This window comes from Robbsia andropogonis (genome assembly GCF_000970345.1).
GTDB classification, from domain to species: Bacteria; Pseudomonadota; Gammaproteobacteria; order Burkholderiales; family Burkholderiaceae; genus Robbsia; species Robbsia andropogonis.
Genome location: NZ_LAQU01000015.1, coordinates 146,091 through 152,590, shown reverse-complemented (window position 1 = coordinate 152,590; position 6,500 = coordinate 146,091). Strand labels below are relative to the sequence as shown.

At 64.0% G+C, this 6,500-nt stretch carries 1 protein-coding gene and 1 pseudogene; both read left to right on the top strand.

The window, feature by feature from the left end:
• Nucleotides 1-4,026, top strand: a pseudogene (locus tag WM40_RS15300) (alpha-2-macroglobulin family protein); the annotation flags it as partial.
• The gene (gene pbpC, locus WM40_RS15295; RefSeq protein ID WP_082102802.1) at nt 4,023-6,455 is read left to right on the top strand and encodes a penicillin-binding protein 1C; all 2,433 of its coding nucleotides are present in this window, start codon (nt 4,023-4,025) and stop codon (nt 6,453-6,455) included. The pseudogene WM40_RS15300 and the gene pbpC, both read left to right, overlap by 4 nt.
• Nucleotides 6,456-6,500: the final 45 nt, after the last annotated feature.

The window sequence follows — 6,500 nt, the reverse complement described above, 5'->3', positions numbered from 1 at the left end:
GTATTCGGTGTCGCTTGAATCGGGCGACGAGAACGCGCCGACGCAGCATTACGACGCCGGTTCGTTCCGTGTGGAGGCATTCCGCCTTCCCATTCTCAAAGGCGCCATTGCCGTGCGCGATGACAAGGCGGATGCGCTCATCGGCGTGAAGGAGGTGCCGCTCGCGTTGCAAATAGCGTACACGTCCGGCGGCGGTGCGGCAAAGCTGCCGGTGCAGGTCTCGGCCATGACGCGATCGGCCAGTGTGCCCTTCTCCGACCGTTATCCCGGCTTCTCCTTCACGCCCTACCGTGTCGGTCGCGATAACGGCGCCACGGACAATGGCGGCGATGACGGCGACGGCAATGACGGCAGCGCTACGCCCACCATTGCTGATCCCGATGCACCGCGCCTGGTGGCCGATAAACTGCCGATCACGCTTGATCGCAACGGCGAGGGCACGATCACCGTCAAGAACGTGCCGGTGGCCGACGCGCCACGCGAACTGTCGCTGGAAGCGCGCTTCGCGGATCCCAACGGGGAAGTGCAAACGCTGCGCGGCGGTACCATGATATGGCCGGCCGCGGTGGCCGTGGGTATCCGCACGACGGCATGGATCGCCGTGGGGCAGAAGGTGGCGGTGGACGTGGTGGCCGTGGACCTGCAGGGCAAGCCGAGCGCGTCGGTGCCCATCGAGGTAAAAGGCATATCGCGCACCACGACCTCCAATCGCAAGCGAATGGTCGGTGGGTTCTATGCCTACGATAATCACGATGAAACCCACGATCTGGGCGTGCTTTGCAAAGGTACGAGTGATGCCCAGGGACGCCTGCATTGCGACGCCGCACTGAGCCGCGCCGGCAATATACAGATCGTGGCCGTTGCCAAGGATGGCGACGGAAAGGCGGCGAATGCCTCATCCTCGGTGTGGGTGGCGCATGAGGAAGATCTCTGGTTCGGCGGGGACAACACGGACCGCATTGACATCATTCCGGAACAACGCGACTACGAGCCTGGTGACACCGCACGCTTCCAGGTTCGCATGCCCTTCCGGGAGGCACGGGCACTGGTCGCGGTGGAACGGGCAGGCGTGATGGAGACACATGTCGTCACGTTGAATGGCAAGCAGCCAAATATCGCGCTCAAGGTCGGCGAGGATTGGGGGCCGAATGTCTACGTATCCGTCCTTGCCATCCGGGGTCGACTGCACGTCGTACCGTGGTACTCCTTTTTTACGTGGGGCTGGAAGTCACCCATGCGGTGGACCAAGGCATTTCTCGGTGAGGGGCGCGAATATCGGCCGCCATCGATGCTCGTCGATTTGTCCAAGCCCACGTTCCGCTACGGTCTCGCGGAAATTCGCGTCGGTACCCGTGCGCATCGCCTCGACGTTGCCGTCTCCAGCGATGCCTCGCGCTATCCGGTGCGCGGCAAGGCGCAGGTGACCGTGCGCGTCACGCAGCTGGATGGCAAGCCCGCCCCTGCCGGAACGCGCATCGCACTGGCGGCCGTGGACGAAGCGCTCCTCGAACTGATGCCGAACCGGAGTTGGAATCTGCTCGATGCCATGCTGCAGCGGCGCGGGTACGGCGTGGAAACCGCGACGGCGCAGATGGAGGTCGTGGGCCGCCGACACTTCGGACGCAAGGCGGTGCCGGCCGGCGGCGGCGGCGGCACTGCTCCCACGCGCGAACTATTCGATACCTTGTTGCTGTGGTCGCCAAACGTGGTACTCGACGCCAATGGCAGCGCCAAAGTGACCGTCCCGCTCAATGACTCGTTGACCCGCTTCCGGGTTGTCGCGATTGCATCCGTGGGTGCCGAACGCTTCGGCAACGGCAGCACCTCCTTTGTCGCGACGCAAGATCTGCAATTGATTTCCGGGTTACCGCCCGTGGTGCGCGTTGGGGACACATTCCGTGCGCAATTCACGGTACGCAACACCACGGAACGCCCGATGTCGGTCCTGGTAACGCCACGAATAGAAGGCGCATCCGGTGCAATGCCCAAGGCCGCAGACGTGGCACCTTCCTCTGACGCATCGGGCATGGCGGCAACAGGCATGCCACCACGAACGGTCAAGCTCGCACCCGGCACGGCGCAAGAGGTGGCCTGGATGATCACGGTCCCCCCACCCGCTGAGACACTACCCGACGCCGCGTCAGCGGTCGCCGACCCGGCCAGCGGTGCCGCGGGTAGCGCAATGGCCGCGAAGGCCAACGGCGGCAGTGTGCTGCGCTGGCGCGTGGAGGCGAGTGAACAACGTAAAGACACGCGACCGGGCCCGGCTGCGGAACCAGCAGCAATAATCCTCGCCACTGATGCGCTTTCCATCAGCGAAACCGTCATGCCGGCGGTGCCCGTCACTGTCCAACAGGCAACGCTCGAACAGATCGACGGCCTCATGACAATGCCGGTTAGTGCCCCAGCGGCGGCCATCACCGACGGGGCGCCGTCCGGCATGCCGGTTGTGCGCGGCGGCATCGCCGTGTCACTGGCCGCGACCCTGGCCGATGGTCTGCCCGGCGTCACGCGCTGGCTGCACCACTATCCATATGACTGCCTAGAACAACAAGCGTCGCGCGCAATCGGCCTGCGGGATCTGGCGCAATGGCAAGCCGTGCAAGCAAGGATGCCCGCCTATCTCGATGCCGATGGTCTCCCCACTTATTTCCCGCCGTCCGATGACACGGCGGCACACGGCAGTCCCACGCTGGCCGCGTACTTATTGGTATTGGCCGATGAGGCGCAACATCTCGACCCCCGTTTTGCCTTACCGAACACGCTGCGGGACAGCATGGTGGGCGGTCTTGTCGGTTATGTCGCGGGACGCGTCACACGCGAGGGTTGGGCGCCACAAGAAGACCGGGACCTGCGCAAGCTTGCCGCCATCGAGGCGCTGTCCCGATACGGTGCCGCGCGCGCATCGATGCTCGATAGCGTGGCGCTGAAGCCGGATCGGTGGCCGACATCGGCAGTGCTCGATTACGCGGCCATTCTGTCGCGGCTGCAAGATATCCCGCAACGTGACAAAAGCGCGCGGCACTGGACCAGATCCTCCGCGCGCGGCTGACCTGGCAAGGCACGCAGTTGGTGTTTTCCACGGCCGCCAGCGATGACCTCTGGTGGCTGATGACAGGCAGCCAGACCAATGCCGCACGGATGTTGCTCGACTTCCTGAACGACCCGGGATGGCAGGACGCGTTGCCGCGCATGGCGACCGGCCTGCTGGCGATGCAGCGTAACGGCGCCTGGTCGACCACTACGGCCAACGCGTTGGGTACGCTTGCCATCACCCGCTTTTCGCGGAAGTTCGAGCGTGCGCCTGTCAATGGCACGACGCGCATCTCCGTGGGAAGCGACGACCGGGCCTTGCGCTGGCCGTCGGGTAATGACAAGGCCTCCCTGGCGACCTTGCTGCCCTGGGCATCGGCCCCGAGCGCGCCGCGCGCAGTCGCTACGGGTTCCGACAAAACGCGCACGACGGACGTGGGTGTCAGTAGCCTGCGGATCGTTCATCAAGGCAGCGGGAAGCCCTGGGCGACCATCGAGAGTCTGGCGGCAGTGCCCGTGAGCGCGCCATTTGCGGCGGGCTATCGGATCAAGAAGACGATCACCCCGCTCTCTCCGGCGGAGAAGGGGCGCTATACCCGCGGTGATGTCTTGCGCGTACGGATTGAAGTCGATGCGCAAAGTCCCATGACCTGGGTGGTCGTCAATGACCCGGTGCCGTCGGGCGCGACGATCCTGGGTTCGGGCCTCGGCCGCGACGCCGATATGACCGCGCAAGTCGACGGGCAGCGTCCAGGCGCTGACGACAATGCCTGGCCCGAGTTCATCGAGCGCAGCTTTGATGGTTACCGTGCCTATTTCAGCTACCTGCCCAAAGGACACTTTTCGATCGAATATACGGTGCGGCTGAATAACGTCGGCACCTTTGGCATGCCGCCCACGCGCGTGGAGGCGTTGTATGCGCCGTCGGTGTACGGCGTGGCACCAAACGCGCCGGTTACCGTCGCGCCACAGTCGGAGGCGACATCGTCATGACGCGTGGCGGCCTCGCGTCCGCGCTGATATTGGCATGCACGATCGGACTCGAATCCAGCGCCGCGCTGGCGCTGCCGTCGTTCGATACCGTGCGTCAGGATTGGCACAGCGCGGATTGGACACTGCTTGCGCGTGACGGCACGCCACTACAACGCACGCGCGTTGACTTTACGGCACGGCGTGGCGATTGGGTAGCCTTGTCCGATGTGTCGCCGGCATTGTTGCAGGCTATCGTCGTCTCCGAGGATCGACGCTTCTATGCGCACGGCGGCGTGGACTGGCGCGGCGCGGTCGGCGCGGCCTGGGCCAATCTGTGGAACACGCGAACACGGGGCGCATCCACCGTCACCATGCAACTGGCCGGCCTTCTTGATGATGACCGACGGCATGCCGGGCGACGTACCTGGACCGACAAGGCGGATCAGGCGTGGGAAGCGCTGCAACTCGAAAGACACTGGCGTAAAGACCAGATCCTGGAAGCCTATCTGAACCTCGTGCCTTTTCGCGGTGAGACGATCGGCCTGGATGCATTGTCACGTACCCTGTTCGGCAAAGCGCCGGCCGGACTGGATGCGCGAGAAGCAGCGATTGCGGCGGCATTGGTCCGGGCACCGAATGCGGCCCCCAGCAAGATGTACGCACGCGCTTGCGTCATTTTGAAAGATATGGATGCCACCGCCAATTGCACGGTGCTCGACGGCGATCCCGCGCTCTACCGCAACGGTGTCACACAGACATCCTGGCAGACCACGCGCATCGGCATGGCCGGCAATGATAATGTGAGCGGACGAAATGCCGCCAGCGATCTGGCCCTTCATTTCGCGCGGCGTATCGCCGTAGAGGTACATCCGGCCGCCGGCGCCCGGGTGCGCTCCACGCTTGATGCAGGCCTGCAACGCTTCGCACGTGATGCATTACAACGCGTATTGATCGAATTGAACACGCCCGGGCAAGCGCGGCACGTACAGGACGGCGCCGTCGTCGTTATCGATAACGCAAGTGGGGAGATCCGTGCCTGGGTAGGCTCGTCGGGCGCGCTATCGGCCGCGGGTGAAGTCGACACCGTGATGGCTTTGCGTCAGGCGGGGTCGACGCTGAAACCGTTCCTCTTCGCACAGGCCATCGATGAAAATCGCTTGAACGCGGCATCATTGCTAGACGATTCGCCGCTTGACATTGCCGCTGGCGGCGGCCTTTATATCCCGCAGAACTACGACAAGCATTTCAAGGGATGGGTCAGCGTGCGCAGTGCGCTTGGGGGCTCGCTGAATGTGCCTGCCGTGCGCACGCTGATGCTGGTGACACCGCATCGCTTTGCAAAAACACTGAGGGGGCTGGGGCTACCGCTGACCGAGGAAGGCGACTACTACGGCTATAGTCTGGCCCTGGGTAGCGCCGACGTCACGTTGCTAACGCTGGCGAATGCCTATCGCGCGCTGGCGAATGGCGGTCAATTCACCCCAACGCGAGATCTACCGGCCGTAATGCACGAGACGGCAAATGCCACCGCTGCCAGCGCCCCGCGCCGCGTGTCCGATATCGCGAGAAACGGGGGAACGATACGAACGGGCACGCGAAGCCTGCCCGAAAGCAAGCGGATCTTCAGTCCGGCGGCTTCCTATATCATCACGGATATCCTGGCGGACAACAATGCCCGGGTGCGCACCTTTGGCCTGGATAGCGTTCTGAACACGCGCGGCTTCTCCGCGGTGAAAACGGGAACCAGCAAAGACATGCGCGACAACTGGGCGGTCGGATTCACCTCGCGATACACGATAGGCGTGTGGGTAGGCAACGCGGACGGTTCACCAATGTGGGACGTCTCGGGCGTGACAGGGGCTGCACCGGTGTGGGCCGCGATTGCCGCGTATCTCGGGCACCGTGCACCAAGCATGGCCCCACCACCGCCTGCAGACACAGAGCGGCGCCGTATTACGTATGTGCCCGGCATCGAGCCAACGCGAAGCGAATGGTTTTTACGTGGCACCGGCGTTGACACGATCCGCCTCTCGACACTGGCGCAAAGCAATGCGAAAACCCACGCCGCCAGCAACGCGGCGAATGCTCGCTCGCAAATCATGGGGGGGGCGGCAAACGGTGGCGCACTGCCGCCACGCCGCGACGTCAATGGCCCACTGGCCATTTCCGCCCCGGCGGACGGAACGATTTTCGCGCTCGATCCCGATATTCCGCCTCCCAATCAACGCATCTGGTTCGAGCAGGGTGATGCCCCTGATACGCGTGCCAGCTGGCGACTCGACGGGCGCATCGTCGGCACGGGAACACGCGTCGCCTGGTCACCATGGCCCGGACGACACAAGGTCCAACTCATCGACGCGCGGGGACGCGTGGCCGATACGATCGCCTTTGAAGTACGCGGTGCGTTTGCCTCAGTTCCGGAGCCACACGACACAAGGAATCGCAGATAGGAAATGCGCCGGGCAAACGTAAAAGCACCGCGCGTCCTGAACGGC